Origin of the sequence: Micromonospora sp. NPDC048947, from assembly GCF_040649495.1 — a bacterium.
Classification (GTDB): Bacteria; Actinomycetota; Actinomycetes; order Mycobacteriales; family Micromonosporaceae; genus Micromonospora; species Micromonospora alfalfae.
In genome coordinates this window covers 136,196-162,681 of sequence record NZ_JBEZFO010000018.1, presented here as the reverse complement: position 1 = coordinate 162,681, position 26,486 = coordinate 136,196, and the positions used below count along the sequence as shown (strand labels likewise).

At 71.6% G+C, this 26,486-nt stretch carries 20 protein-coding genes; 3 read left to right on the top strand and 17 right to left on the bottom strand.

Going from position 1 to position 26,486, the window contains the following annotated elements; translation table 11 throughout:
• Positions 1-2: 2 nt before the first annotated feature.
• The 5 genes from AB0B98_RS24715 to glyA form a co-directional block, all read right to left on the bottom strand.
• Positions 3-236, bottom strand: a complete 234-nt coding sequence (locus tag AB0B98_RS24715) for an ATP synthase F0 subunit C (RefSeq protein ID WP_091405890.1) — start codon at positions 234-236, stop codon at positions 3-5.
• A gap of 65 nt (positions 237-301) precedes the next feature.
• Positions 302-1,099 (bottom strand): F0F1 ATP synthase subunit A, encoded by a 798-nt coding sequence (atpB, locus tag AB0B98_RS24710; RefSeq protein WP_357365612.1) that lies wholly within the window; start codon positions 1,097-1,099, stop codon positions 302-304.
• Positions 1,100-1,110: 11 nt separating this feature from the next.
• Positions 1,111-1,347 (bottom strand): AtpZ/AtpI family protein, encoded by a 237-nt coding sequence (locus AB0B98_RS24705; protein ID WP_091405894.1) that lies wholly within the window; start codon positions 1,345-1,347, stop codon positions 1,111-1,113.
• 181 nt (positions 1,348-1,528) lie between these two features.
• A complete protein-coding gene (locus tag AB0B98_RS24700; RefSeq protein ID WP_238670536.1) occupies positions 1,529-1,954 on the bottom strand; it encodes a hypothetical protein in 426 nt (141 codons plus the stop codon).
• Positions 1,947-3,236, bottom strand: a complete 1,290-nt coding sequence (glyA, locus tag AB0B98_RS24695) for a serine hydroxymethyltransferase (protein WP_357365610.1) — start codon at positions 3,234-3,236, stop codon at positions 1,947-1,949. The genes AB0B98_RS24700 and glyA overlap by 8 nt, the downstream gene beginning before the upstream one ends.
• Before the next feature lie 35 nt (positions 3,237-3,271).
• On the opposite strand from glyA, the gene AB0B98_RS24690 reads away from it, so the two are divergent.
• Positions 3,272-4,735: an SDR family oxidoreductase gene (locus AB0B98_RS24690; protein ID WP_357365608.1), complete on the top strand. Its 1,464-nt coding sequence runs from the start codon at positions 3,272-3,274 to the stop codon at positions 4,733-4,735.
• A gap of 122 nt (positions 4,736-4,857) precedes the next feature.
• On the opposite strand, the gene AB0B98_RS24685 is transcribed toward AB0B98_RS24690, so the two are convergent.
• The 4 genes from AB0B98_RS24685 to prmC all read right to left on the bottom strand — a co-directional run bounded on the left by AB0B98_RS24685 (position 4,858) and on the right by prmC (position 9,282).
• On the bottom strand, positions 4,858-6,969 hold the full coding sequence (locus AB0B98_RS24685; protein WP_357365607.1) for a transglycosylase domain-containing protein: 2,112 nt from the start codon (positions 6,967-6,969) through the stop codon (positions 4,858-4,860).
• Between the two features lie 106 nt (positions 6,970-7,075).
• A complete protein-coding gene (locus tag AB0B98_RS24680; RefSeq protein WP_238670539.1) occupies positions 7,076-7,687 on the bottom strand; it encodes a phosphotyrosine protein phosphatase in 612 nt (203 codons plus the stop codon).
• Positions 7,688-8,335, bottom strand: coding sequence for an L-threonylcarbamoyladenylate synthase (locus AB0B98_RS24675; RefSeq protein ID WP_091406475.1), 648 nt, complete (start codon positions 8,333-8,335; stop codon positions 7,688-7,690).
• Positions 8,335-9,282: a peptide chain release factor N(5)-glutamine methyltransferase gene (gene prmC / locus AB0B98_RS24670; RefSeq protein WP_357365605.1), complete on the bottom strand. Its 948-nt coding sequence runs from the start codon at positions 9,280-9,282 to the stop codon at positions 8,335-8,337. The genes AB0B98_RS24675 and prmC overlap by 1 nt, the downstream gene beginning before the upstream one ends.
• A gap of 73 nt (positions 9,283-9,355) precedes the next feature.
• On the opposite strand from prmC, the gene AB0B98_RS24665 reads away from it, so the two are divergent.
• On the top strand, positions 9,356-10,900 hold the full coding sequence (locus AB0B98_RS24665; protein ID WP_238670541.1) for a GGDEF domain-containing protein: 1,545 nt from the start codon (positions 9,356-9,358) through the stop codon (positions 10,898-10,900).
• Between the two features lie 124 nt (positions 10,901-11,024).
• Here AB0B98_RS24665 and prfA read toward each other — a convergent pair whose 3' ends face one another.
• Entirely contained in the window at positions 11,025-12,113 is a 1,089-nt protein-coding gene (gene prfA / locus AB0B98_RS24660; protein WP_238670542.1) for a peptide chain release factor 1, read from the bottom strand.
• Positions 12,114-12,246: 133 nt separating this feature from the next.
• Positions 12,247-12,471 (bottom strand): 50S ribosomal protein L31, encoded by a 225-nt coding sequence (gene rpmE, locus AB0B98_RS24655; protein ID WP_030333150.1) that lies wholly within the window; start codon positions 12,469-12,471, stop codon positions 12,247-12,249.
• A gap of 275 nt (positions 12,472-12,746) precedes the next feature.
• Between rpmE and AB0B98_RS24650 the strand changes: the two genes are divergently transcribed.
• Complete coding sequence (locus AB0B98_RS24650) at positions 12,747-13,643, top strand: AAA family ATPase (protein WP_357365603.1); 897 nt, start codon at positions 12,747-12,749, stop codon at positions 13,641-13,643.
• 43 nt (positions 13,644-13,686) lie between these two features.
• Here the strand turns inward: AB0B98_RS24650 and AB0B98_RS24645 are convergent, their stop codons facing one another.
• The 6 genes from AB0B98_RS24645 to AB0B98_RS24620 all read right to left on the bottom strand — a co-directional run bounded on the left by AB0B98_RS24645 (position 13,687) and on the right by AB0B98_RS24620 (position 26,388).
• Positions 13,687-17,163 (bottom strand): phosphodiester glycosidase family protein, encoded by a 3,477-nt coding sequence (locus AB0B98_RS24645; RefSeq protein ID WP_357365601.1) that lies wholly within the window; start codon positions 17,161-17,163, stop codon positions 13,687-13,689.
• A 180-nt stretch (positions 17,164-17,343) separates the two neighbouring features.
• Positions 17,344-19,569, bottom strand: coding sequence for a transcription termination factor Rho (gene rho / locus AB0B98_RS24640; RefSeq protein WP_357365599.1), 2,226 nt, complete (start codon positions 19,567-19,569; stop codon positions 17,344-17,346).
• Between the two features lie 297 nt (positions 19,570-19,866).
• Positions 19,867-20,811: a homoserine kinase gene (gene thrB / locus AB0B98_RS24635; RefSeq protein WP_357365598.1), complete on the bottom strand. Its 945-nt coding sequence runs from the start codon at positions 20,809-20,811 to the stop codon at positions 19,867-19,869.
• Between the two features lie 64 nt (positions 20,812-20,875).
• Entirely contained in the window at positions 20,876-22,120 is a 1,245-nt protein-coding gene (locus AB0B98_RS24630; protein ID WP_357365596.1) for an MFS transporter, read from the bottom strand.
• A gap of 11 nt (positions 22,121-22,131) precedes the next feature.
• Complete coding sequence (locus tag AB0B98_RS24625; protein ID WP_357365594.1) at positions 22,132-22,968, bottom strand: polysaccharide deacetylase family protein; 837 nt, start codon at positions 22,966-22,968, stop codon at positions 22,132-22,134.
• A 141-nt stretch (positions 22,969-23,109) separates the two neighbouring features.
• The gene (locus AB0B98_RS24620; RefSeq protein ID WP_357365592.1) at positions 23,110-26,388 is read right to left on the bottom strand and encodes an efflux RND transporter permease subunit; all 3,279 of its coding nucleotides are present in this window, start codon (positions 26,386-26,388) and stop codon (positions 23,110-23,112) included.
• Positions 26,389-26,486: the final 98 nt, after the last annotated feature.

The window sequence follows — 26,486 nt, the reverse complement described above, 5'->3', positions numbered from 1 at the left end:
AATCAGCCGGCCCAGATGAAGCCGAAGGCGATGCCGAACAGCGCGAGCGCCTCGATGACGGCGAAGCCGATCCAGACGTACGGCAGGGTCATGCGCGACGACTCGGGCTGCCGGGCGGTCGACTGGATGTAGGCGGCGAAGACCAGGCCAACGCCGATGCCCGGGCCGATGGCGGCGAGACCGTAGCCGATGGCAGCGGTGCTACCGGTGACCTCGGCGAGAACGCTAGCGTCCATTGGTGTGGTTCCTCCTGGTTATCACGCGTGACTCTCACGCGGGACGACAACGGTTGGTGCGTGGATCAGTGCTCTTCGGCGAGCGCACCCTGGATGTAGCTGGCGCTCAGCACGGTGAAGACGTAGGCCTGCAGGACGATGACCAGCGCCTCGAGGAGGGTCAGCGCCACGGTCATCACCCAGGAGACCACCGAGATCGGCGCCAGCCAGGCGTTGGCGTTGAGCATCGCGAAGCCGCCGAGCGTGAAGACCAGCAGGAGCATGTGGCCGGCGAACATGTTGGCGAAGAGACGAACGGCCAGCGAGAACGGCCGGATGATGAAGGTCGAGAACGCCTCGATCGGGATCAGCAGCGGCAGGATGTACCACGGTGCCGGCGGGATCAGGGCGTGCTTGAAGTATTTGCCGAAGCCGTGGTGCCGGATGCCGATGTAGTTGAACAGCACGTAGCTGATCACCGCGAGGATCGCCGGGAAGGCGATGTGCGAGTTCGGCGAGATCTGGAACAACGGAATGATCGCGAACGCGTTCGTCACCAGCACGAAGCAGAACAGCGTCGTGAAGTAGGGAGCGAACCGCACGCCCTGGTGACCGATCATGTCGACCGAGATGTTGTTCCGGACGAAGCCGTAGATCGACTCGGCGAACCACTGCTTCTTGGTCGGCACCAACTTCGGGTTCCGGTACGTCGCCAGGAAGAAGATGATCAGAACGCCGACCGCGACCCAGATCATCAGCGTGAACTTGGTGAACCACGGGGCGTTCTCCACACCCCAGGGCACGATCGCGGGCAGGTAGAAGTCGTCCACACTGGGTGGGAATGCCGCCTGGCCCGCTGCCAGAACGTTCGCCTGTCCGAACACCGTGTCCCTTCCTAAGTAGGCGTGCCGAGCCGACGGACGACGAGGATGATCCCCCCGGTCACGCCGAGCACGACGCCGATGCCGGTGGCGACGCCACCAGTATCGAGCCACTGGTCGACCAGCCAGCCGATGAAACCCCACACGAGCATTCCTCCGATGAGGTAGCTGAGCGCGGTCCAACCCTGACCGGCGCCGGACGGATAATCGTCCGGTTCACCGGCGGGACGGGGGGTTTGGTCACCAGCCATGACGGGGCGAACGATATCAGCCGGGAAGACGAGGCTGTGCCTCACCCCCCGCACAACCGTCGTTGTGTGGGCTTCTCGTGGGCGCCGTCGTCTGTGGGCACGCTACTCCCCTTCCGCCCGTCGGAAAATGACCGGAGGCCGACACATTGCGGCGCGTCCGCTGGTTGGGACGACCTCCAGGTCAGCCGCGGGGCCGGCGAGCGTGCACCGCGGTCAGCCACCAGAGGTGTACCGCTGTCCACACTGCCACCCCGGCGACGATGCCAAGGCAGAGAGGGATCAAACCGGGCCAACCGGTCGACGCCACAGCCACCAGCACCACACCCAGCAGGCTGAACTTCAGCACGTACAGGCCCACGCCGAGCGGCAGCAGCAACTGCGGGTTGACCTGGTCGGCCCGAGCCAGCACCACGGTGGTGAGGGTGTAGCTGAGCACCGTGACGCCCACGCCGGCCGCCGCGCCGAGCGCGGCCGTGACGCCGCCGGTCACACCGCCCACCACCGCGGCGACAACGGCGAGCGCCGCCGACGCCCCGAGCAACACCGGCAGGTGCCGCAGCCGCCACCGCCGGTCGGTGCCCGGCTCGACCACCCCGGGCTCAGCCACGGGGGTACGCCGGGAACGCCGCTACCAGCTCGGACACCTCGGCACCCAGCCGGGTCAGCTCGTCGGAACCGCCCGGGGCACCGGGATCGGTGCGCACCGCACGGGCGATCAGGGTCGCCACCTGGCGCAGCTCCCCCTCGCGCATCCCCTGGGTCGTGACGCTCGGGGTGCCCACCCGGATGCCGGAGGCCACCATCGGCGGCTGCGGGTCGTACGGGATGGCGTTCTTGTTCAGGGTGATCGACGCGGCGTCGCAGCGTCGCTCGGCCTCGGTGCCGGTCACCCCCAGCTCCCGCAGGTCGATCAGTGCGAGGTGGGTGTCCGTGCCACCGGAGACGGGGCGCATCCCCTCGTCGGCCAGCCCGGCGGCGAGCGCCTGGGCGTTGCTGACCACCTGCCGGGCGTACGTCTGGAACTCCGGCTGGGCGGCCTCGCGCAACGCCACCGCCTTGGCCGCGACAGCGTGCATCAGCGGACCGCCCTGGGTGAACGGGAAGACCGCCTTGTCGATCCGCTGGGCCAGCGACTCGCGGCACAGGATCATGCCGCCGCGCGGACCGCGCAGCACCTTGTGGGTGGTGGCGCAGACGACATCGGCGTACGGCACCGGGGACGGGATCGCCCGGCCGGCGACCAGGCCGATGAAGTGCGCCGCGTCCACCATCAGGTACGCGCCGACCTCGTCGGCGATCTCCCGGAACCGCGCGAAGTCGATCAGACGCGGGTACGCGGTGGCCCCACAGATGATCAGCTTGGGTCGGTGCGCCCGCGCCAGGTCCCGTACCTCGTCGTAGTCGATCTGCTCGGTGTCCGGCCGGACCGGGTAGCCGACCGGGTGGAACCACTTGCCGGAGAAGTTCACCCGGCTGCCGTGGGTGAGGTGCCCGCCGTGCGGCAGGTCCATCGCCAGCACCGTGTCCCCCGGCTGCACCAACGCGGCGTACGCGGCCAGGTTGGCGCTCGCCCCGGAGTGCGGCTGGAGGTTGGCGTGCTCGGCCCCGAACAGCTCCTTGGCCCGGGCGATGCCGATCTCCTCGGCCCGGTCCACCTCGGCGCAGCCGCCGTAGTAGCGCCGACCCGGGTAACCCTCGGCGTACTTGTTGGTCAGGGTCGAACCGAGCGCGGCCAGCACCGCCGGCGAGGTCAGGTTCTCGCTGGCGATGAGCTGAAGGCCGCCCCGCAACCGGTCCAGCTCGCCGAGGACCACAGCGGCGATCTCCGGATCGGTGGCCCTGAGCTGCGCGAAATCCGGCCCCCAGAAGGTGCTCGTCTCGGTCTCCACAGCGAACGAGTCTAGGGGGCCGCAGACTGGGACCTGTGAGATGCCTCGTCACCGGAGCGACCGGCTACATCGGCGGGCGGCTGACGCCGCTGCTGCTCGCGGATGGACACACAGTGCGTTGCCTCGCCCGCAAGGCGGTGCGGCTGCGCGACGTGCCCTGGGCCTCGGCGGCCGAAATCGTCGAAGGGGACCTGAGTCGACCGGAGACGCTGGCCGCCGCGTTCGCCGACGTGGACGTCGCGTACTTCCTGGTGCACTCGTTGGGCCGGTCCGACTTCGAGGCGGCCGACCGAACGGCGGCGACCAACTTCGCGGCGGCGGCGCGCGCGGCCGGCGTACGGCGGATCGTCTACCTGGGCGGCCCGGAGCCGGCGTCCGACGCGGAGGTGCCCTCCCCACACCTGCGGTCCCGTGCCGAGGTCGGTCGGATCCTGCTGGAGAGCGGGGTGCCCACGGCGGTGCTCCGCGCCGCAGTGATCATCGGGTCCGGCTCGGCGTCGTTCGAGATGCTGCGCTACCTGACCGAGCGGCTGCCCGCCATGATCACCCCACGCTGGGTCGGCAACCGGATCCAACCGATCGCGGTCCGCGACGTGCTGCACTACCTGGCCGGCTGCGCCGACCTGCCGGCCGAGGTCAACCGGGGCTTCGACGTCGGCGGGCCGGACGTGCTGACCTTCCGCGAGATGATGCAGCGCTACGCCCGGGTTGCCGGGCTGCGCCGGCGGATCATCGTGCCGGTCCGCCCACTCACCCCGTCGCTCTCCTCGCACTGGGTCGGCCTGATCACCCCGGTGCCGAACAAGATCGCCCGCCCGCTGGTGGAGAGCCTGATCCACGAGGCGATCGCCCACGAACACGACATCGCCCGCTACGTCCCGGACCCGGCCGGCGGGCTGACCGGCTTCGACGAGGCGGTGGCGCTGGCGCTGGCCAAGGTGCGCGACGCCCAGGTGGAGACCCGCTGGTCGAACGCGAGCGGCCCGGACGCGCCCGCCGAGCCACTGCCCACCGACCCGGTGTGGTCCGGTGGCACCGCCTACACCGACGTCCGGGAGCGGACGGTGGACGCGCCACCCGCGGCGCTCTGGCGGGTCGTCGAGGGCGTCGGCGGCGAACACGGCTGGTACTCGTTCCCCCTCGCCTGGTCGATCCGCGGCTGGCTGGACCGGCTGGTCGGCGGGGTCGGGCTACGCCGCGGTCGACGCGACCCACACCGCCTCCAGGTCGGTGAGGCGCTGGACTTCTGGCGGGTCGAGGAGATCGTCCCGGGCGAGTTGCTGCGACTGCGCGCCGAGATGCGGCTACCCGGCCGGGCCTGGCTGGAGATGCGGGTACTGCCGGCCGACGACGGCAGCAGCCGTTACCAGCAACGCGCCGTCTTCCTGCCGCGTGGCCTGCCGGGGCACGCCTACTGGAAGTCGGTGGCCCCGTTCCACGCTGTGGTCTTCGGCGGAATGGCCCGCAACATAGCCCGCAACGCCGAACAACCCCGCTAACCCCGCCCCGCTCCCCGCTCCCCGCTCCCCGCGATCTTGCACTTTGTGTTGGCGATTTGCAGACCTTGGCGCCTTTTGTCGCGGCAGAAAGTGCAAGATCGGCGAGCGTGGTGGGGTGGGGGTTAGTTGCCGGCTTGGGGTTGGGTTTGGAAGGCGGTTCGTTCGCTCGGCGGGACGAAGTCGCGGACCGGTTGGTCGCGCAGGGCGAAGGCGAGCACCTCACCGACCGCGTTCACCATCTGGGCCTGCACCGTCTGACCGACAGCGTCCCGGGGATCGTCCGGGTTCGCGGCCATCGAGGCGACCGCGAGCTGCGGGGTGAACGCCACCACCGTCTCCGTCTCGTACCGCTCCGAACTGCCGGTCTTTCCCGCCACCGGACGGCCGAGCTTCGCCCGCAACCCGGGTGCTGTGGCACCGTCGCAGCGTCCGTACATCGACTGGTCGCCGACCGGGCAGCGGGCCGCGTCGGTGGCCGCCCGCGCCACATCGGGGTCGAGCACCTGTCGGCAGTCCGGCTTGGCGGCGTCGACCGGCCGGCCGCCCGAGTCGGTGATCGAGACCACCGGCAGCGGCGCGCACCAGGTTCCCTCGGCCGCCACTGTGGCGTACGCGCTGGCCAGGTCCAACGGGGTGGTCGCGGCCACGCCCAGGGTGAACGGACCCCAGTCCTTCGCGCCGTAGCGGGCCAGCTTGGCGTCGGACTCGGCCCGCAACACGATGCCGAGCCGCTCGGCCATCTCCACCACCCGGTCGGCGCCGACCTTCTCGGTGAGCCAGGCGAAGTACGTGTTCACCGAGCGGCCGAACGCGCTCCACATGGTGCGGGGGCCGTCCATCGACGACGGGCTGGCGTTCGCCGGGCACCACCGTCCGTCGCAGCTCGCCTCCCCGGTCACCGGGAAGCGGGTGAGCAACTGCGTCGGCGCCACGAAGTTGGTCGACAGCGGCAGGCCCGACTCCAGCGCGGCCAGCAGGGTGAAGAGCTTGAACGTCGAACCGCCCTGGTAACCCTCGATCGCGCCGCCGCCAGCGACCAACTGGTTGACGGTGTTCGGGCGGTTCTTCTGCCCGACCGGGTTGTCCGCCACGCTGTAGGCACGGTTCACCGACATCGCCAGCACCCGCCCGGTGCCCGGTTGCACCACCGCGGTGGGCACCGCCTCGGCCCTGGTCGTCGGATAGATCTTCAGCACCTGCTCGGTGGTGGCCCGCTGCACCCCCGGGTCCAGCGACGACACGATGGAGAAGCCGCCCCGGCGCAGTGCGCGTTGCCGGTCGTCGGCGGTCGCCCCGAACGCGGACTGGCTGCTCCACCAGCGGGTGAACCAGTCGCAGAAGAAGCCCCAGTCGTTGTGCCCGTCGGGCACTCCCGTGCAGTCGTTCGGGGTCTCGCTGGGCCGCAGTTGCAGCGGTTCGGCGCGGGCAGCGGCCGCCGCGTCCGCCGGCACCTGCCCCGTCTCCACCAGCCGCTCCAACACGTACGACCGTCGGGCGACGGCGCTGTCGGCGTCGCCGTTGATCGGATCGTCGCTGTCCGGCGAACGCACCAGACCGGCGAGCAGTGCCGCCTGGGCCAGTGTCAACTCGGCCGGGGACCGGGAGAAGTACCGCTTGCTGGCCGCCGCGATGCCGTACGCCCCGGCACCGAAGTAGGCGATGTTGAGGTAGCGGGTCAGGATCTCGTCCTTGTCGAGTTCCCGCTCCAACGCGAGCGCGTACCGCATCTCCTGGAGCTTGCGGACTGTGGTGAGTTCGGTGGCGGCGTCCCGTTGCGCCTCGGTCAGCCGAGGGTCGTTGCTGAGCACGTTGCGGACGTACTGCATGGTCAGCGTGGAGGCGCCCTGCCGGGTCTGGCCGTCGCGCTTGTTGACTGTGAACGCGCGCACCACGCCCCGCAGGTCGACCCCGCTGTGCTGGTAGAACCGGACGTCCTCGGCGGCCACGATGGCCCGGCGCATCACCGGAGCCACCTCGTGCAGCGGCACGTCCACCCGGTCCTCCTGGTAGAAGGAGGTGATCAGGGTCGTGCCGTCGTTGGCGTAGAGGTTGGAGCGCTGCGCGGTGGGCGGCGTCCGGAGTGTGTTCGGCAGCTCCGAGTACGGCGTCGACAGGGCGCTGAAGCCGATCCCGAAGACCAGGGCTGCTGGCAGTGCGGCGGCGGCCAGCACCAACCCGGCCAGCACTCCGGCGATCACCACGGTCAGCAGTTTGTCGAATTGGGCCCGGATCATCAGCTCTCCCCGCAGGAGCCGGTCACGCTAGGACCAGTTCAGAATGACCCGGAACGCCCCTTTAGCCCTGGGTTTTCCCCAAACCCGGAGGAAACTCGCACCACGCTCAGGGCAGCAGCGCGCCGGCCAGCGGGTGGACCGTCTCCTCGATCTCGTCGGCGACCCTGCTGAAGCACTGGTCGCCACGACCCCACGGGTCATCAAGATCATCGGTGGTCAGCGCCGAGGCGCCGAGGCGCGCGTCGTGAGCCGCCGCCACCAGTGCCACCCCGCGGGCGTACACGGCCTCCGGGGTGGCGTCACCCGGCGGCAGCGCGGCGGCGTCCACGGCAGCCAGCAGCCGACCGAACTCGCCCAGCACGAATGTGCGGGCCGCCGCGTCCGGACGAAGCGCCACCACGTACTCCTGCTGATCGGCGGTGGCGGTCAGGACCAGGTCGGCGGCGTCGATGTGGTCCGAGCGCAGCTTGCGCGCGGCGAACCCTTCCACGTCCCCACCACGGCCGGTGACCTGCCGTGCCGCCGGCGGGTTCATCTCCTCGCCCGCGTGCCAGCCACCCGTGCCGGCGCTGTGGCTGTGCACCAGCTCCTCGGCCTGGGCAGGGTCCTGCGAACGCCGGGTCAGCCGCTCCCGCACCGCCAGGGCCAGCAGCCGCTCCGCCATCGGCGAGCGGCAGATGTTGCCCATGCAGACGTGCAGAACAGTGAACGGGGGCACTCAGACCGCCCGACCGTCGACGAGATCCGGAACCACGTCGCGCAGCTTCTCCAACGGGATCGCCCCGGCCCGCAGGAGCTGCGGCACCTCACCGGTCAGATCCACGATCGTGCTCGGTACCGGATCCGGGCAGGGACCGGCCTCCAGGTAGGCCCGCACCGAGTAGCTGAGCTGGTCACGCGCCTCGTCGGCGGTGACAGCTGCCGGCTGGCCGGTCTTGTTGGCCGACGAGACCGCCATCGGACCGGTCTCGCGCAGCACCTCCAACGCGACCGGGTGCAGCGGCATCCGCACCGCCACCGTGCCGGTCTTGTCGCCCAGGTCCCACTGCAGGCTCGGCGAGTGCTCGACCACGATCGTCAGGGCACCCGGCCAGAACGCCTCCACGAGGTCCCGTGCGGCAGTGGGCAGCGAGAAGACCAACCCGTCCAGGGTGTGCCGCGAGCCGATCAGCACCGGCGGCGGCATCTGCCGACCCCGGCCCTTGGCATCGAGCAGCGCCTTCACCGCGTACGGGGTGAACGCGTCCGCGCCGATCCCATACACGGTGTCCGTCGGAAGAACGACCAGCTCGCCGTTCTTGACCGCCTCGATCGCCGCAGCGATGCCGCGGTCCCGATCGGCGGGCGACCGGCAGTCGTAGAGCATCACGAGGAGTCAGTCTGCCACGCCGCCCCGATCGGGGCGTGCTGGCCGTCCGCCCGTCGGGACGCCGTCGCGTAGCGGGGACGCCCGGCGAGGTCGAGATGCTCCGCGACAGCGGTGAAGCCGTCGCCCTGAGCGAGCAGCTCAGGCACCGCCGCACCGTGGGTGTCGTCGTGCTCGACGCCGAACACGCCCCCCGGGCGCAACAGCACCGCCGCCCGGGCGACGACCGGCCGGATCACCACCAGACCGTCCGCGCCGCCGAAGACCGCCTCCGCCGGGTCGTGCCCGGCCACCTCCGGCGGGACCACCACGTCGTCCGGCACGTACGGCGGGTTGCAGAGCAGCACGTCCACCCGGCCCACCAGCTCGGCCAGCAGGTCCGGCGCTGTCACGTCGGCCTCTACCACCTCGATCGGGCGGTCCCCCGCCGCGGCGCGCTCCGCCGCGTTGCGGCGCAGCCAGGCCAGCGCCTCCGGGGACCGCTCCACCGCGATCACCCGCGCTCCCGGCAGCTCCTGGGCCACCGCCAACGCGATCGCGCCCGAGCCGCTGCACAGGTCCACCACCACGGGGGCGGGTCGACCCTGGGCCTGCTCGACACCCCAGCCGGCCAACAGTTCGGTCTCCGGTCGGGGCACGAAGACACCCGGGCCGACCGACAACTCCAGGTGCCGGAACCCGGCCCGACCGGTCAGGTACTGCAACGGCTCGCGCGCGGCGCGGCGGCGCGTCAACCCGTCGAGCCGCACCAACTGGTCGTCGCTCAGGTCGTCGGCGAGAGCCAACCGACCCCGGGGAACCCCGAGCACGTACGCCATCAGCAACTCGGCCTCCACCCGGGCGGACCCGACCCCGGCGGCGGCGAGCGCGCGGGCCACTCGGGCCACCGCGGCGGACGGCCGGATGGGGCCTGTCCCTTCGGGGGGGTGTTGCGGCAAAGTACTCACGACATAATCATGAAGCGTCGCGGGCGACGTGACGAACAGGTGCGCCCGGGCGCGCACGACAGGAGGTTGACGGGTGGGCTGGCTCGACCGGGTCGATGACCAGGTTGACGCCCTGACGCACGCCCGGGCGTTGCAGGAGGCCAGCCGCTCCGCGGAGGCGTACGTCCTGCTGGAGCGTGTGATCCGCACCACCAACGACCCGGCGGCGCGAGCGGACGCGATGGTGCAGCGCCTCTCCGCGCTGATCAATCTCGGTCGGACCGCGGAGTTCACCCGGGCCATCGAAGAGGCGTCGGCGGCGGTCCGCGACCTCGCCGAGCCCTATCTGCACGGTCACCTCAACGCCCTCGCTGCGCTCGCCGCGCACCACCAGGGCGCACTGGACCGCTGCGTCATGCACCTCGTCCGAGCGGCCCGGGCGCTGGGCGCCGTCGCCGACCCGGACCGGGACACCGCCTGGGGCTGGCACGACCTGGCCATGGCCTACAGCTACCTCAGCTTCCACGGGTACGCCCTGGGCGCCATCGAACGGGCCCGGCAGCTCGGGCTGACCGCCGGGATCCCGGAGGAGACGTTCGCCGCGCCGGGCATCCGGCTGCGCAACGCCGTGGCCCTTGACCACAACGGCGACAGCGATGGGTGTCTGCGGGTGCTCCGGGACGTGGCCGCCGACCTGACCCGCTTCGTCCGCGCCGGCCGGGCCGGCCAGCTACGCCCGAGCAGCCTCGCCGCGTACGGCTACGCGGCGGCCCGACAGGCAGCGCTCGGCGACCAGGTGGCGACCGAGGGCCCCGAGCCGGCCCGGTTGATCACCCACGGCGGGGACAGCGCCCGCGCCCGCGACCTGCGTCAGCTCGGGCAGGTGTGCCTCGCCGTCGCCGACGGTCGGCCGATCGAGGCGGTCGCGCGACTGGACACCGTCCAGGTCTCCAACGAGACGCTCGGGGCGGCCGAGCCGGCCCGGCTGCGCAGCATCGCGTTGACCCGCGCCGGGGACCACCTGGCGGCGCACCGGGCCGATCGGCTGGCGTTCCGGCTCGCCGCGCAGCGCAACGACAGACTGCGCGACGTCTACATCGACGGCATCGCCGCCCGCATCGACCACGAGGAGATGCGCCGCGAGGCGGCCCGCTTCGAGGGCGAGGCGTTGACCGACCCGCTCACCGGGCTGCCGAACCGCCGCCGGCTGGAGCGATACATCACGGCCGTGGTCACCCGCGGCGACCGGGTGGTGATCGGCGTCTGCGACCTGGACGGCTTCAAGGCGGTGAACACCCGGCACGGGCACCACTCGGGCGACCTGGTGCTGCAACGCATCGCCGGCGTGATTAACCGGGTGATGCGCCGGGGCGACTTCGTGGCCCGCTACGGCGGTGACGAGTTCGTTGTGGTGCTGCCGGACACCGGCATGACCGAGGCCACCGAGGTGGCCCGCCGGATCGAGGCGGCGGTCCGCCTGGAGGACTGGGAGTCGTTGGTCCCGGGCACCCCGGTCGGGGTCAGCATCGGCTTCGCCGAGGTCTCCGGTGGCAGCGGGCTACGCGACGCGCTCAGCGTCGCGTTCGAGCAGGCCGACCGCGAGATGCTCCGCGCCAAGACCCGCCCCCGCGCGAGCTGATCGCCCCCACCCGGCGGGGTCGATCAAGGAGTTGTGGTGCCTCAGAAAAGCCCCACGACACCACAACCGACCCACCACGACTCCATGATCGACCGGGCGTGCTGGGGCCAGCTCGGTGCTGCGGTCAGCGGCGGGTCAGCTCGGTGTCGCCGGCGAGCCGGGCGGCCCGGTCGGCCTCGGTGAGGGCGTCCAGCACCCCGTCCAGCTCGCCGCCGAGCGCCAGGTCCAGGTTGTACGCGGTGTAGCCGATCCGGTGATCGGTGATCCGGTTCTGCGGGAAGTTGTAGGTGCGGATCCGCTCCGAGCGGTCCACGGTGCGCACCTGGGCCTTGCGCGCGTCCGAGGCGGCGGCGTCGGCCTGCTCCTGGGCAGCGGCGAGCAGCCGGGCCCGCAGGATCCGCATCGCCTGCTCCCGGTTCTGCAACTGGGACTTCTCGTTCTGGCAGGAGACGACGATGCCGGTCGGCAGGTGGGTGATCCGCACCGCCGAGTCGGTGGTGTTCACCGACTGGCCACCCGGGCCGGACGAGCGGAACACGTCGATGCGCAGTTCGTTCTGGTCGATCGTGACGTCGACGTCCTCGGCCTCCGGCAGCACCAGCACTCCGGCGGCGCTGGTGTGGATCCGGCCCTGCGACTCGGTCACCGGGACACGCTGCACCCGGTGCACGCCGCCCTCCCACTTGAGCCGCGACCAGACGCCGTTGCCACCGTCCGGCACCCCCTTGGTCTTGATCGCCAGGGAGACGTCCTTGACCCCGCCGAGGTCGGAATCCTGCGCGTCGATCACCTCGGTGACCCAGCCGTGCCGCTCGGCGTACCTGGTGTACATCCGCAGCAGGTCACCGGCGAACAGCGCCGACTCCTCGCCACCCTCACCGGCCTTGATCTCGACGATCACGTCCTTGGCGTCGTGCGGGTCGCGCGGAATGAGCAGCTCGGCGAGCCGCTCCTCCAGCACCGGCAGGGACCCGGCGATGGCGTCCGCCTCACCCGCGAAGGACGGGTCCTCGGCGGCCAACTCGCGAGCCGCGGCCAGATCGGCGCGGGCCTGCTCCAACTCGTCGGCGGCCTTGTGCAGCGGCACCAGCTCGGCGTACCGGCGGCCGACCCTGCGCGCGGTCGCCTGGTCGGCGTGGATGGCCGGATCGGCCAACCGCTTCTCCAGCTCCGCGTACTCGTCGAGAAGGCCGGCCAGACGCTCGCTGCTCATGCTGCGGATGCTCCTTCGACGGTGCGCGACGACCGGGCCGGGGCCGGGGGGCCAGCGGCCGGGCGGAAGTGGAGGAAAACGCGGACGGCGCCCGCGTCCGGTGGAAAACCGGACGCGGGCGCCGAACGAGGAGTTACTTGGCCTTCTTGGCCTGAACCTTGGCGTACTTCTGCTGGAACTTCGCGACCCGGCCGGCGGTGTCGAGAACGCGCTGCTTACCGGTGTAGAACGGGTGGCAGGCGCTGCAGGTCTCGGCGTGGATCGCCCCGCCCTTGGCGGTGCTGCGGGTCGTGAACGTGTTGCCACAGGAGCAGCTGACCTCGGTGGTCACGTACTCCGGGTGGATGTTTGCCTTCATGTCGCCTCGGTCCTCTCGTTGGTGGTCGCCGGGTCGCCGTCATCGCTCGTCGCGCCGTACGCGACGGGCTCGGGCGTGAACCGGAACCGGTGGCCGATTGACCAGTGTGCCATGGGCCTGAGCCCACCCGGTAATCGGGCCGCACACCTCGTCCGGCATCGTCAACACGTGCCTACCCGTCCGCATTCCCGCCGGCTGGTGGGGCATTCGCGCGTCCGGCGGACCGCCGCCAGGTACCCCGGCCGGGGTACGCCCGTCGAGCCGGAGGTGCGTCGATGACCCGCCTGATCGCCACCCGGGGACTGCCCGCCTCCGGCAAGACGACGTTCGCCCGCACGCTCCAGCCGTCGGTGCTCCGGGTCAACCGGGACGATCTGCGCCGGATGCTGCACGGCGAGCGGTTGTTCACGCAGTGGGCCGAGGCGCAGGTGACAGCCGTACAGCAGGCTCAGGTCGAGGCGCTGCTGCGGGCCCGAGCGGACGTCTGCGTGGACGACACCAACCTGCGCGCGCGAACCCTGCGGGGCTGGGCCGAGCTGGCCGCCCGCCACGGCGCGGACTTCGAGGTGCACGACTTCACCGACGTGCCGCTGGACGAGTGCCTGCGCCGCGACGCCGCCCGTCCGGCCGCCGACCAGGTCGGCGCGGACGCGATCCGCCGGCTGCACGAGCGGTACCTGCAGGGGCGGGAGTTGCCGTTGCCGGTGCCGCAGGCCCGCACCGGACGCCCCGCCGTGGTGCACCCGCCGTCGACCGAGCCACCGGAGATCGTCCTGGTGGACATCGACGGCACCGTCGCGCTGGCCGTCTCCCGCAGCCCGTACGACATGACCCGGGTGGGCCAGGACGCGCCGAACCCGGCGGTGATCGCGGCGGTCCGGGCGATGCACGCGGCCGGGTACGGGGTGGTCTTCTGCTCGGGGAGGGACGCCTCCGCCCGCGCGGACACCGAGGCGTGGCTGGCCCGGCACGTACGAGTGCCCTACCTGGACCTGCACCTGCGGGCCGTCGGCGACTCCCGGAAGGACTCGATCGTCAAGCGGGAGATCTACGACCGGGAGATCCGGGACACCTACCGGGTGGCCGGCGTCTTCGACGACCGTGTCCAGGTGGTCCAGATGTGGCGATCTCTCGGTCTCACCGTCTTCCAGGTGGCCGACGGCGACTTCTGAGGCGTCCGGACGGGCCCCACGCGTGGGGGCCCGTCCGGACAGGTCACCCGGTGACGGTGGTGGTGGCCTCGGCGCGGACGCCGTTGACCTCGACTGTCAGACGGATCGGCGCGCCGGGCCGCAGCGCCGTCAGGGTGCCGGTGGCCGGGTCGAATCGGGCCGTGTGCCACTGGCGCACCCCGGCCGCCGAGCCGACGTGCACTCCCGGCGAGGCCGACCAGTCGGCGCTGACCGGGGCGGCCACCGGGACCGTACGCCCACCGGGTTGGGTCAGCGTGGCGGTCACCGACGCCGGGGTGCCGACCGCGACGCTGGCCGGGGCGGTCAGCGCGAGCCGATCGGTGTGCGCGTGGAACTCCGCGTCCACCCAGCGCGGGCCCTCGGCGAGCGGGTCACGACGGGCCCGGTCGGCCTCGGCCGGGGTCACCGGGTCCACGCCGAACTCCGTCCAACCGGTGAAGCCGCCCTGGTCGGCAGGGGTGGACGGCGTCTTGCCCGCATTACCGTTGATCACGTACGGCACCCCGTCCACCCGGTCGGCGTGAAAGGTGCCGACGTGCCCGCCCACGAACAGCGCGCCCTTGCCGGTGCGGTGCTGGAAGTCGGCCAGCCACTGCTCCAGCAGCGCCGCCTCCTTGCGGTCGCCGAGCTGGCTGGCCTGCGCCGGGCTGGGGTCACGCGGCGGGTGGTGGTGCAGGACGACGACCGAACCCACGCGCCGGTCGGTGGCCGCCGCGTCCAGCGTCTCGCGGAGCATCCGTACCTGGTCGAAGCCTCCGCCGCGCAGCGTCCCGGTGGACGAGTTCAGCGTGACGAACCGGGTGCCGTTGTGGTCGAACACCCGGGAGGTGGCACCGAAGGCGGCAGCGAAGTTGCTGATCGGGGCGCCCATGATCTCGTGGTTGCCGGGCACGTAGTACCAGGGCAGCGCGTCGCCCAACTCCTCGTCGAGGATCCGCCGGGCCAGCGCGAAGTCCGCCGGGTAGGCGGTGTCCACGAAGTCGCCGTTGATCAGGAGGAAGTCCGGCCGGGCCGCCCGCACCTCGCGCAACGTCCGCCGGGCCTGGGCAACGAGGTCGCTGTCCGGGTCGGCGGCGACGAACTGGGCGTCGGAGAGCACCGCGAACCGCCACGGCGCGCCGTCCACGGTGCCGTCGCGGACCACCACCCGATCGGTACGCGGGGCCACCGCCGGCACGTCGACAGTCGGTGGCACCTTCGCCACCAGGTCGTCGATGATCACCTCGCTGGTGTACTGCGCCGCGGCGTTCGTCTCGGCCACGTAGAAGCGGCGTACCCGCACCGGGTACTGCACCCCGGCCGGCACCGCGAACTCCACGTAGCGCCAGCCCGTCCAGGTGATCAGTGGGCCACGCAGCACGTGCTGGGTGTCCTGGGCGTCGTGCAGGTGCAGGCTGGGCCACTCCCCGGTGCCGTTGCCGTGGATCCACATCCCGAATGCCTGCGGCTGGCCGGGCACCTCGATCCAGGCGGGCGGGTCGGCGTACGCGGCCCGCGTGCCGGTGGACTGGCTGAAGTCGTACGACATTCGCAGGCCGGTGCCGGTGTGCCCGGGGGCCGGAGCCACCGAACCGCTGGCCCGGGCCTGGCTGAACCGCCAGGACGCGGCGTCGTCGAAACCGGCGACCGGCACGTCGGTCAGCCCGACGGTGACCGGCAGGACAGCGCTCGTGCCTCCGACGTGAACGGTCACCAGGCCCGAGCCGGTGTCCCGTAACGCGGCGATGGACAGGTTGCCGTCCCCGGTGGGGGTGATCCGCAGCAGGTCCCTGTCGTAGTCGAGGGTGAGGTCGGCCGGCTCGATCGGCGCGGTGTTACCTTCGGCGTCGTACCCGACCACGCCGACGACTGCGTTACCGTCCTGGCCGGTCAGCCCGACCCGCGGCTCGGTGGTGCCGATCCGGGCCAGCGGGCCGAGGACTGTGAGGTTCAGCGAGCCGGTGACCCGCCCCCGTGCGGCGGTGACAGTGCCGGCCCCTGGCGCGCCGGCGTGGAACACGCCGTCACTGTCGATGCGGCCGCGTACCGCCGGGGTCGCCCGCCAGGTGGGGGCGCCGGCCGCCGGGCCGTACGTCTCGTCGTAGCCGGATGCGGTGATGGTGCGGGTCAGCCCGGGGAAGACCCGGTCGGGCCGCCCGCCTCGCACCGGTGAGACGCCCGGGGCGGCGGTGGGGTCGCTGGCCGTTTCGACCCAGTAGCCGGTGAGTCGACCGCTGCCCTTCGGCGCGTAGATGGCCAGGCCGTTGGGCACGGCCCGCTCGCTGCCGTCGGAGGGGCCGTTCTCCAGTTGCACGGCGGGCGCGCCCGGCTCCCGGGCCAGCAGCGTGGACGATCCGCCACCGTCCAGGTTGAGCGCGTGGTGGGCACCCAGTTCGGCCATCATCCGGCCCATCTCCGTCTGCGTCACGCCACGGCTGTCGACCTGACGCCCGTCCACCGTCAACATGATCATCTTGCGGCCGTCGGCGCTGAACCCGACGGCGGTGCGGGGGGCGAGGGTCGGGTCGGCGATGCTCTGCACGACGCCGTCGCGGACCAGGACGTTGCCGCCCCCGACCGCCGCGTGCAGGGTGCTGCCATCGGCGGGCTTCGGCCGCCAGGCCACCGCCACCGGGTCACCGGGGCGCAGGTCGGACAGCGCGTCCGCGCCGAGGTCGCGGCCGAGCAGCACGGTGCTCCCCGCGACGATCGGGCCGCTGCCGGCCACGCTTCCCACGGCGGCCACCCGACCGCCGGTCACTGTGACCTCGACCACCCGGTCCGCGCCCTCGACGGCACGCTGCCGGGAGTACGTCCCCCACAGCTCGGTGAAGGCGCCGATGCCGTCGGCCTGCACCATGTTGTTGAACTGGGTCAGCGGGACCGGCCCGGTGGGCAGCGTCGCGCTGCCGTCGAAGTTCACCTCGACCACCCGCCCGAGCCCGTTCGTGGTGACCGCCACCGCGTTGCGGTGACCGCTGACCCCCGACTGGATCAGCTCGCCGTCACGGACGCCGACGCCCTGGGCGGCGCCGGAGTTGTTGATGTCGAAGAAGTCGCCGTTGACAGCGGCGACGGCGTGCGTCTGGTCCACCGCCTTTCGCAGCGGCTCGGCCCGGCTGACAGCGCCGGAGTTGACGTAGTCGACGGTGGAGCCGCCGGCCAGGTCGGTGGTGAGCGCGTCGGCGCGCAGCCAGCCCTCGGCGTCGTACCGGTCGAAGGACGTCAGCTGCACGCCCGGCGCGACCGGCCGGGTGGCCTTCGTGGTCTCCAGCCCGCCGGCCGGCTCCAGACCACCAGCGCCGGTGGTCGGGGCAGTGGCCAGGCTGACCGAGCCGGCCGGGCGGGAGGACGCGGGCGGCGCGTCCTCGGCGATGGTGGGTGAGGCCACTGACGACGAGGCCACTGTGGGCGGGTCGATGGTGGGTGCGGCGGTGGCCGGCGGCGACAGGGCCAGGGCGAGCAGCGGCGTCAGCAGCAGGACGCCGGTGCGGCGGGCGGATCGTCTGCGGGTACGCATGGACGACAGTCAACCCGGCAATGAATAGAAGTTTCAATACCTGTCGACTTAACCGAAGGAAAATTCCACCACCTCGCGCCGCGGGCGCCATCTCCCGCCGACTGCGGATGTCGGCCGGGGGGACATGACGAAGGGGCACGGCCGCGATGGCCGTGCCCCTTCGTCGTCACGCGGGGATGGTTACTCCCCCGGCGTCGACTTCGCGATCTGCATCAGGAACTCGATGTTCGTGCGGGACTGCTTGAGCCGGTCCAGCAGGAGATCCATCGCGGCCTGCGAGTCCAGCGAGTGCAGCACCTTCCGGAGCTTGTGGATGATGGCCAGCTCTTCCGGTGCGAGCAGGACCTCTTCCTTACGCGTACCGGACGGGTTGATGTCGATGGCCGGGAAGGTCCGCTTGTCGGCGATCTTCCGGTCCAGCTTCAACTCGGCGTTGCCGGTGCCCTTGAACTCCTCGAAGATGACCGTGTCCGCCATGGAACCGGTCTCCACCAGCGCCGTGGCGATGATGGTCAGCGACCCACCGTTCTCGATGTTGCGGGCCGCGCCGAGGAAGCGCTTCGGCGGGTAGAGCGCTGTGGAGTCGATACCACCCGACATGATCCGGCCGCTGGCCGGCGCCGCCAGGTTGTACGACCGACCGAGCCGGGTCACCGAGTCGAGCAGCACGACGACGTCGTGTCCAAGCTCGACGAGGCGCTTGGCCCGCTCGATGGCCAGCTCCGCCACTGTGGTGTGGTCCTGCGGCGGACGGTCGAACGTGGCCGCGATGACCTCGCCCTTGATCGACCGCTGCATGTCGGTGACCTCTTCAGGCCGCTCGTCCACCAGCACCACCATCAGGTGGCACTCCGGGTTGTTGCGGGTGATCGCGTTCGCGATCGCCTGCAGCACCATCGTCTTACCCGCCTTGGGCGGAGACTGGATGAGTGCCCGCTGGCCCTTGCCGATCGGCATGACCAGGTCGATGACCCGGGTGGTCAGGATGTGCGGCTCGGTCTCCAGCCGCAGGCGCTCCTGCGGGTAGAGCGGGGTGAGCTTGTAGAACTCCGGACGACGCCGCGCCTCCTCCGGCTCCATCCCGTTGATCGTGTCCAGCCGCATCAGCGGGTTGTACTTGTCGCGCCGCTGGTCGCCGCTGTTGCCGCCCTCTCGGGCCGCCCGCACCGCACCGGTGATCGCGTCACCGCGGCGCAGGCCGTACTTCTTGATCTGGGACATCGAGACGTACACGTCGTTCGGGCCGGCCAGGTAACCGGTCGTCCGCACGAAGGCGTAGTTGTCGAGCACGTCGATGATGCCGGCCACCGGGACGAGCACGTCGTCGTCGTTGACCTGCGGCTCACGTCCGCCGGTGTCGGCACCGGTCTCGGTGCGCTCGCCGCGCCCGCGGCGACGGTCCCGGAAGCGGCTGCGCCGGCCGCGCCGGCCGCCACCCTCGTCGTCGTCGTCGCTGTCCCGCTCGGCACGCTGACCACGGTCGTTGCGGTCGTTGCGGTCGTTGCGGTCGTTGCGGTCGTTGCGGTCACCGCGGTCGGGTCGGTCGTTGCGCTCGGCCCGCTCACCCCGATCGGCACGCTCGCCCCGGTCGTTGCGCTCGGCCCGCTCACCCCGATCGGCACGCTCGCCCCGGTCGTTGCGCTCGGCCCGCTCGCCACGGTCGGCACGCTCGGTCCGGTCGTTGCGCTCGCCCCGGTCGGCACGCTCGCCTCGGTCGGCACGGTCGGTCCGGTCGTTGCGCTCGCCCCGGTCGGCACGGTCGCCCCGCTCGGCACGGTCGCCCCGCTCGGCACGCTCCGGACGCTCGGCCCGGTCGCGGCGGTTCTCGCCACGGTCGGCCCGCTCGCCGGCTTCCGCCTCGTCGGTACGCGTCTCGGTCACCCGCGCCTCAGTCGCCCGCGGCTCGGTCGCCCGCGGCTCGGTCGCCCGCGGCTCGGTCGCCCGCGGCTCGGTCGCCCGCGCCTCAGCGGGGCGAGCCTCGGTGGTACGGGCCTCCGCCGTTGCGGTCCGGCTCCGCCGGGTGCGGCTACGGCCCTCGGTCTCGGCGGCCGGCTCGGCCGGCGCCTGCTCGGCACCGCGTCCTTCGGCTGCCGGCCGGTCGGCGGTCTCCCGCACCTCGGCGCGCACTCCCTCACGGGTCGGGGCGGCCGCGGCCGCGACCTCGGCCCGTGGTCGAGGGGTCCCGGCGGCGTTGCCGCCCTGCCGCTCGGAAATCGCGGCGATCAGCTCGCCCTTGCGCATGCGAGCCGTGCCGGAGATGCCGAGCGACGCAGCCAGGCTCTGCAGCTCCGGCAGCAGCATCGCCGACAGACCGGTGCCGCTACGCCGACGACGGGCGGGAGCGGCTGCGGTGGCATCGCCAGCGACGTTGGAAACATCCGACGTCACGTCGGTGGTGTCGCTCAATGGATTCCTTCCCTCGATAAGGCCGGGACTGCCCGGAGTCGGAACTCAGGTGGCCGGGCGGCCTCGGTGCACCCGCCTCGCAAGGACGCGTCGCGGGAGTCTGTGACACAGCAGCCGGTCGGTATCCCGACTCACCAACGTCGGTGAGCAGGTCTCGCCGTCTGCGGCGACCTGTGGAAACTGCGGTGCGGCGTGGGCCTTTGGCAGGGGTAGACGGGCTGACCGCCGAGAGCTTCGGGGGTGCGCCGCCCCGCAGGAGATCGCGTGCTTCGCGGCTGTGCTAGGTCTAGAGCGTAATCAACTCTTCCGACCTGCGGCAACAGGGTCCCGCTCGGCGTGTCCAAGTCTACCCCGAGCGACCCGCGCGCCGCTGACGTCTATCGGTAACTGCCAGATCTCCCAGTCTGTTCCCACCGGGAAGCCCGCTGGAGGCTGGCTGAGCGCCAGCACAGTCGGCCCCGCCCCACTGACCACAGCTGCCACATCGGCCGCACGCAACGCGCTGACCAGGGCAGACGTGCCTGGCATCCCAGCGGCGCGGTAATCCTGGTGGAGTCGGTCGACGGTGGCCGGCAGCAGCAGGGACGGGTCCGTGGTGAGCGCGTGCACCAGCAGCGCCGCCCGCCCGGCGGTCAACGCGGCGTCACCATGCGGCACGGTTGCCGGCAGAGCCGCCCGCGCGGTCGCTGTCAAACCGCGTTCTGCCGGGACGAAAACAGTGGGCCGCACCGCCTCGGCGACCGGCAGGGAGACCGCCCGGGCGCCGCCCGGCTCGGACCAGGCCAGCGTGAAACCGCCGAGCAGGCACGGCGCCACATTGTCCGGGTGGCCCTCGATCTCGGCGCACAGCCGCAGCGCACCGGCGTCGTCGAGGCGGTCCTCCCCATCGACGACGAGGGCACGGGCCAGCAGCACCCCGGCGACGATCGCAGCGGACGAGGAGCCCAGCCCACGTGCCTGGGGGATCCGGTTGACGCACTCCACGCTCAGCCCGGCGGGGTGGGCCCCGAGCACGTCGAACGCGGCGCGCATGGCGCTCACCACCAGGTGCCGGTCGTCGTCTGGCAGCTCACCGGCGCCCTGCCCGGTCACTGTCACCCGGACACCACCCGAGGCGATCTCGGCGGCCACGTCGTCGTAGAGCCCGAGCGCGAGACCCAGCGCGTCGAAGCCCGGGCCCAGGTTGGCGCTGGTCGCCGGGACGCGGACCCGGACCGGCTCGGCGGTGAAGTTCGTCGGCACGCGCTCATGCTAGGGCCCGGGACCGACGAACTGGTCCCGCGCCCGCTGCCTGGGACCGCCGAGTTCAGCCGGCCGGGTCCGGGACCGGCTCGACGGCCGGATCGGTGAGCGACAGCCGGCGGGTGGCGATCCGCCAGCCGACCGCGTACACGAGAGTGATCAGACCGCAGCCGGCGAGCACCACCCGTTCGTCGACCGAGTCCACCACCAGGGCCACCGCCAGTTGACTCACCGAGATCGCCAGCGTCGCCAGCATCATGTCGGTGGCGAAGACGCGGCCCCGCAACCGGTCCGGAACTTCACCCTGAAGGGCGAAGTTCGACATCACCCAGTTGCTGCCACCCGCGAAGTGCGCCACGAAGACCAGCAGCAGCACCAGCGGAAACCATCGCACCACCGAGGTGCCCAGGTAGGACAGGCCGTAGAGCGACATGGACAGCGCGAGCCCGGGCAGCAGCCAGGCCCGGTTGGTCAACACCCGGCGCATCAGGATCGGCCCCACCAACGCTCCCGCGCCGCGTACGGCGAAGAGCAGGCCGGCGCCGAGCGGGCCCACACCGTACACGCCGGCCAGCAGCGGAAACACCGTCAGCACGCCGTTGCCCAGGCCCACCGCGGACTTGACGGTGACCAGCGCGAGCACCCGGGGGCGGTGGCCGATGTAGCCGAGCGCCTCGCGAACCGCCGACCACGTCCGCTGGGCCGGTTGGTCGGTGTCCCGGGGCGCCTGCAACGGCCGGCGGATCCGGGTGGCGAGGGTCGCGGCCACCGCGAGGCTCGCCGCCGCCACCCAGAAGCAGACGTACGGGCCGGCAGCGGTGCTGAGCACGCCGCCGAGCGAGGCACCGACCACTGTCATGGTGCCCCAGGCAGAACCGGCGACGGCGTTGCCCGCGGCGAGTTCGTGCGGCTCCAGCACGTTGGGCAGCGCGGCCTGGGCGGCCGGCGAGTAGAACGCCTTGGCGACCGCCACCACACCGATCGCCACCAGCGCCAGCCACGCCGTTGCGGCGTTGCGCACGCCGAGCAGCAGCAACACGCCCGCGAGCGCGGCCACGTTCGCAGCGATCATGATCTTCCGGCGGTCGAAGCGGTCGGCGATCGTGCCCGTGTACGGCAGCAGCAACGCCACGATGCCGGTGTCCACCGCCAACACCAGCGCGCCCCAGACGCCGCTGCCGGTCAGTTGCGGCAGCAGCACCAGCAGCGGCACCATGACGAACCAGTCGGCGCCGAAGACCACCAGCTCGGCGAGGAACAGGTTGCGAAAGCTCCGATTGCCGGTCAGAACCGAGAGGGTGGACGCCACGGAGCGCGACCCTACCTGGTCGGTGTCGGAGCCACACCTGCTCCCAGCAGCGCCGAAACCGTGACGAAGGTGTAACCGCGCGACCGTAGCCCGTTGATCATGTCGGTCAGACCCCGCAGCGCGACCAGCCGCCGGCGCGCCCCCACATCGTGGCCGAGCACTATCGTTCCCGGCCGAACCTCGGCCACCATCCGTTGGGCGTGACCGGCCGGATCGTCGGGGAACTGACGCTCCACCATCTGCAACGACCAGAGCACCAGCCGATAGTCCAGCCGGGCCGCCGCGTGCAGCACCGCCCCGCCCAGGTGGCCGTAGGGCGGGCGCAGGAGCGCCGGCGGCACCCCGGTCAGGTCCGTGATCGCGTCGTGACTGCGGCGCAGGTCGTCGTACGCCTCGGCGGCGTCCAGTTCGGCCAGGTCCCGGTGTTCCCAGCTGTGGTTGCCCACCTCGTGCCCGGCGAGCCGGTCGCGGACGACGTCGGCGTGCCGACGGACCTGCGCCCCGACCATGAAGAAGGTGGCCGGAACCCGGTGCTGGGCCAGGGTGTCGAGCACCATGGGTGTCCACTGTGGTGCTGGGCCGTCGTCGAAGGTGAGGGCCACCAGGCGTTGGTTGGTCCGCCCGGACCAGACGACCTCCAGCGCGCCGGAGCCGACATCCTGTTGGCCGCTACCGAGGGTGGTGCTGGCGGGGCCGCCGGCGATCGGCATCCGGCGATGAGTGATCCACCACGCCTCGGACGTCCCGGCGCCGATGGCCACACCGCCCACCACCAGGAGGCCACGGCGCAGCAGGTCGCGTCGCCCCCACCCACGCGCGCCCTCGGCCATCTGCCCGCCCCGCTTCACCCACACTCCCCACCCGTCTACGAGGAGTATGCAAGAAGTTACACAAAGTATGGGGTGGTCGAGTCGGAGTGTTTTCGGTCGAATGAACCTGGAACGCCCCCGACGAAAATCCGCCGGGGGCGTTCCGAAGCGCGCTGCGACCTACTCGGTCGGCTCCGCCGGAGGCAACGGCGAGGTACGGCTACGCGGCAACCGCAGCACCTCGAACTGGTCCGTGCCCTCCACCAACGCGGCCGACGGCGCGGGTCGCCCGGCCGGCTGCACACCCTCGGCAGCGACCGGGGCGGGCGCGCCGCTCGGCACCGCGACCTGGTTCGGCGCCGGCACCTCGTCGGTCTCCGTCGTGGTCACCGCCGACCCTCCGGAACGACGCCGTGCACGCCGAGCCCGCAGCGACTCCTTGGTGTGCTCCACCATCGTGTAGAGCGTCGGCACCAGGATCAACGTGAGCAGCGTCGAGCTGAGCAGACCACCGATCACCACGACCGCCAGCGGCTGAGAGATGAAGCCGCCCTCACCGGTCAACCCGAACGCCATCGGCAGCAGCGCGAAGATGGTCGCCACCGCCGTCATCAGGATCGGGCGCAGCCGGCGACGGCCACCTTCGACCACCGCCTCCCGGACCCCCATGCCCTGCGCCCGGTACTGGTTGATCAGGTCGAGCAACACGATCGCGTTGGTCACCACGATGCCGACCAGCATCAGCACACCGATCAGCGCCGGAACACCGAGCGGCGTCCCGGTGACCAACAGCAGACCGATGGCACCGGTCGCCGCGAACGGGATGGAGATCAGCAGGATCAACGCCTGGGTGAGGCTGCGGAACGTGGCCACCATGATCAGGAAGACGATGGCGATCGCGGCCAGCACCGCCAGACCCAGGTCCGCGAAGGCATCCGCCTGATCCGCGCTGACACCACCGATGGTGAAACTCGCACCCGGGACGTTGATGCCGTCCAGCCGCTTCTGCAACTCCTGGCTGGTCGCGCCCAGGTTCGACCCGGTCGCCGCGCCGGTCACCGACACGCTGCGCTCACCGTCGATCCGGGTGACCTGCTGCGGGCCTTCGCCCTGGGTGACCTGCGCGATGTCGCCCAGCTTGACCGGACCAACAGGCAGTGCGCGCAGCTCCTCCACTGTCGTCGGCGGCTGCGTGCCCAACCGCAGCACCACGTTCTGCTGCTGGCCGTCGAGCGCTACCTGACCCAGCGGCGCTCCCCGGAACGCCTGCGACACGAGCTGCCCCACGGCGGCCTCGGTGAGCCCGACCCGACCCGCGGCGACCCGGTCGACCACCACGTCGACCCGCGGTACCCGCGCTGCCAGGCTGGTGGAGACGTCCTCGACGTCCGGGACGCCATCCATCGCGGCCCGCACCTCCTCGGCGGCCCGGGTCAGCGTCTCCGGGTCGCTGGCCTGGACGATCACCTCCAGCTGGCTGGTCGACGCCTCCTGCCCGCCACCGAAGCTGATCTCACCCACACCGGCGCCGAGCTTGTCGAACTCCTTGCGCAGCACCTCACGCATCTGCTTCGCGTCGGTGTCACCGTCGAGCGCCAGCGACCAGCTGGCGACGTTGTTGCCGCCGCCGCCCGCCCACGGGTTGTCCCCACCGCCGGCTGTCACCTGGTACGTCTCGACACCGTCGGTGCGGGACAGCACCGACTCGACCTGCTTGGCCGCCGCGTCGGTGGCCGCCAGGCCACTGCCGGCCGGCAGTTCCTGGCTCGTGTTGAGGGTGTCCTGGCCGGAGTCGTCCAGGAAGTTGGTCTCCAACTTCTGCGCCAGACCGAACGTGCCGAAGAGCACCAGCAGGCCGAGCCCGACGGTGATCCAACGGGTCGACCGCTTGCGGGTGGCGAACCCGATCACGGGCAGGTACGCCCGCTGCAACGGGCTGCGCAGCTCCTTCTCCTCCGCGGCGTGCCGTACCGCCTCGTCGTCAGCGGTGCCGCCGCGCGGCTTGAGGAACCAGTACGCGAGGACCGGGATCACTGTCAGCGACACCAGCAGCGAGGCGAGCAGAGCCACCGTCACGGTGATCGCGAACGGCGCGAAGAGCTGGCCCACGAACCCGCCGACCAGCGCGATCGGCGCGAACACCGCCACCGTGGTGAGCGTGGACGCGGTCACCGCACCGGCGACCTCCCGGACGCCGGTGATGATGGCGTGCCGTTTCTCCTCGCCGTACTCCAGATGTCGTTTGATGTTCTCCAACACCACGATCGAGTCGTCGACCACCCGACCGACCGCGATCGTCAACGCGCCGAGGGTGAGCAGGTTGAGCGAGTAGTCGCCGATCCACAGGGCGATCAGCGCCACCAGCACGGAGAGCGGGATGGAGACCGCGGTGACCACCGTCGAGCGCACCGACAGCAGGAAGACCAGGATGACGATGACCGCCATCACCAGGCCCAGCAGGCCCTCCGTCGTCAACGACTCGATCGACTTCTCGACGAACGGCGCCTGGTCGAAGACCACCGTCAGCTCCGCGCCGGAGGCGTCCTTCAGATCGTCGAGCCGGTCCCTGATCTCGTGCGAGATCTCCACGGCGTTGCCGTCCGGCGAGGCCGTGACCGCGATGCCGAGGCTGTCCTTGCCGTTGGTCCGGGTGATCGCCGTGGCCGGTGCGAGCTGCTGCTCGACCGTCGCCACGTCACCGAGGCGAACCGGTGCCGCGGCCGGGGCGACAACGATGCCGCGCAGCTCCTCCAGGGTGGCGATCGGCGTGCCGACCTGCACCGGGAGGGCCAACGCGCCGTCGGTCACCGCGCCGGCCGGAACCGCCACGCCATTGGTCTTCAGCGCCGCGCCGATCGCCGTCGGCTGGATCTTCGCGGCGGCCAGCTTCGCCGGGTCCGGGGTGACCACCACGACGTTGTCGCGGGTGCCGGTCACCTCGACGGTGCGTACCCCCTCGATGCCCTCCAGCTCCGGCACCACGGTCGCGCGCAGCTTCTCGGCGAGCGCCCGCTCGTCCGCCGCGCCGGCCGCGGCCAGCACCACCGCCGGCAGGTCGTCGGTGCTACCCGCGATGACCTGCGGGTCGACGCCCTCCGGCAGTTGGGCGTCGATCCGGCTCAACGCGGTCTGCATCTTGTTGACCACGTCGTCGAGGTCGGTGCCGAACTCGTACGTCACCTGGACGGTGGCCGCCCCCTCGCGTGAGGTGGAGGTGACCTGGTCCAGCCCCGGGATGCCCTGGAGGGCGTTCTCGATCGGCTCGGTCACCTGCGACTCGACGATCTCGGGGCCGGCTCCGGGGTAGGGAGCCACGATGAACGCGGCCGGGAACTCGAGCGACGGCAGCAGTTGCTGCTTCAGCGACGGCACGGCGAACACTCCGAACACCGTGGTCACCACCGCGATGAGGGCAATCAGCCCTCGGTTGGCGAGGCTGAATCTGGCGAGCAGCGACATCGGCCTGGCTCACTCCTGAACGAGATTGCGGGCGGGGATACCCGAAAGTGTGCCGGACTCGCATACCTCGGCCCCCGCCGCCCCCGGACCGTCGCGCC

Excerpts from the sequence above, each read along its gene's own strand:
- AB0B98_RS24650 (WP_357365603.1), top strand. The coding sequence starts at position 12,747 with ATGACCCGCCTGATCGCCACCCGGGGACTGCCCGCCTCCGGCAAGACG.
- prfA (WP_238670542.1), bottom strand. The coding sequence starts at position 12,113 with ATGAGCAGCGAGCGTCTGGCCGGCCTTCTCGACGAGTACGCGGAGCTG.
- AB0B98_RS24715 (WP_091405890.1), bottom strand. The coding sequence starts at position 236 with ATGGACGCTAGCGTTCTCGCCGAGGTCACCGGTAGCACCGCTGCCATC.
- AB0B98_RS24685 (WP_357365607.1), bottom strand. The coding sequence starts at position 6,969 with ATGATCCGGGCCCAATTCGACAAACTGCTGACCGTGGTGATCGCCGGA.
- AB0B98_RS24620 (WP_357365592.1), bottom strand. The coding sequence starts at position 26,388 with ATGTCGCTGCTCGCCAGATTCAGCCTCGCCAACCGAGGGCTGATTGCC.
- AB0B98_RS24645 (WP_357365601.1), bottom strand. The coding sequence starts at position 17,163 with ATGCGTACCCGCAGACGATCCGCCCGCCGCACCGGCGTCCTGCTGCTG.
- AB0B98_RS24675 (WP_091406475.1), bottom strand. The coding sequence starts at position 8,335 with ATGCTCTACGACTGCCGGTCGCCCGCCGATCGGGACCGCGGCATCGCT.
- AB0B98_RS24705 (WP_091405894.1), bottom strand. The coding sequence starts at position 1,347 with ATGGCTGGTGACCAAACCCCCCGTCCCGCCGGTGAACCGGACGATTAT.
- rpmE (WP_030333150.1), bottom strand. The coding sequence starts at position 12,471 with ATGAAGGCAAACATCCACCCGGAGTACGTGACCACCGAGGTCAGCTGC.